Raw genomic sequence first — 1,380 nt, forward strand, 5'->3', positions numbered from 1 at the left:
GAGATTGCCTACCACTGGGGCTTTTCCGACATGACGCATTTCGGGCGACGGTTCAAAGCGGCCTATGGCGCCCTGCCGCGGGATGCGCGTCCGAGGCGGAACTGATCTGAAGACATCGACGCGGCGACGCCTGCCAAAGACGTTCAAATCGACGAATTCGGCTGCAGCCACCTCAACGCGCCGCGCCCCGCCGCCGCGCCGGTGGCAAAACACGCCTGCAGCAGATAGCCGCCGGTCGGCGCCTCCCAATCCAGCATTTCGCCGGCGACGAAAGTGCCGGGGCGCTGGCGCAGCATCAGCTGGTCGTCGACACCGGCGAACAACACGCCGCCCGCCGTCGAGATCGCCTTGGCGATCGGCATCGTTTTCGTCAGACGCACGGGCACCGCGTTGACCAGCGCCGCCAGGTCCGCCGGCTCCATCGCGGCAAGCGGGGTCGGCGCCCCCTGCGCCGCCTCGTGCAACAGCGCGATGGCGACAGGCGCCAGGTGCAGCGCCTTGCGCAGGGCATTGGAGACGGATTGCTTGGGCTGCCGGGTCTGCAGCCGCGCCACGATGGCCTCCTGCGACTGATCCGGCAGCAGCGCGATGTGCAATGTCGCCTTGCCGTCGCGGGCTAGCGCCTCGCGGAGCGGCGCGGATAGCGCGTAGATGCCGCCGCCTTCGATGCCGGCGCGCGTCACCATCGCCTCGCCTCGGATGCTGTGGCCGGCAAAACGCAGGCCGATGCCCTTCAGCGGTTGCCCCTCGAACTTGTCGCGAAACAGGTCGGACCAGGCGACGGCGAAGCCGCAGTTCGCGGGGCGCAGCGCAGACACGTCGCTGCCGTCGCCACGCAGCGTCTCGACCCAGCCGCCGTCGGATCCGAGCTGCGGCCAGCTGGCGCCGCCGAGCGCCAGAATGGTGGCGCTGGCTTCGACGGTCACCGGCCCATCTGGCGCGTCCAACGTCAGACGGCCGTCCGCGTCCCAGCCGGTCCAGCGATGCCGCATGGCGAAGCTGACGCCAAGGGATTCGAGCCGGCGCAGCCAGGCGCGCAGCAGCGGCGAGGTCTTGAAGGCGGAAGGAAACACCCGGCCGCTCGAGCCGACGAAGGTCGGCTGTCCCAAAGCCTCGCACCAGGCGCGCACGGCATCCGGGGTCCAGCCTTCGATCGAAGGCCGCAGATGCGGCTCGGCCTCGGCGTACCGCGCGAGGAACGGGACAAGCGGCTCACTATGGGTGATGTTGAGACCACCGCGTCCCGCCAGCAGGAACTTGCGCCCGACCGAGGGCATGCGATCGTAGATCGTGACGCGCGCGCCGCCGGTCGCCGCGACTTCGGCGGCCATTAGCCCGGCCGGCCCGGCGCCGATGACCGCCACGCGGCGCTCGTTGTTT

The 1,380-nt window shown here is 70.1% G+C and carries 1 protein-coding gene; it reads right to left on the reverse strand.

Annotation, left to right across the window (positions count from 1 at the left end; translation table 11 throughout):
• Positions 1–143: 143 nt before the first annotated feature.
• A complete protein-coding gene (locus GSQ79_RS18015) occupies positions 144–1,364 on the reverse strand; it encodes a TIGR03862 family flavoprotein (protein ID WP_246725417.1) in 1,221 nt (406 codons plus the stop codon).
• Between the last annotated feature and the right edge of the window lie 16 nt (positions 1,365–1,380).

Source organism: Beijerinckia sp. L45 (assembly GCF_009765775.1).
In the GTDB taxonomy this organism is placed as follows: Bacteria; Pseudomonadota; Alphaproteobacteria; order Rhizobiales; family Beijerinckiaceae; genus RH-AL1.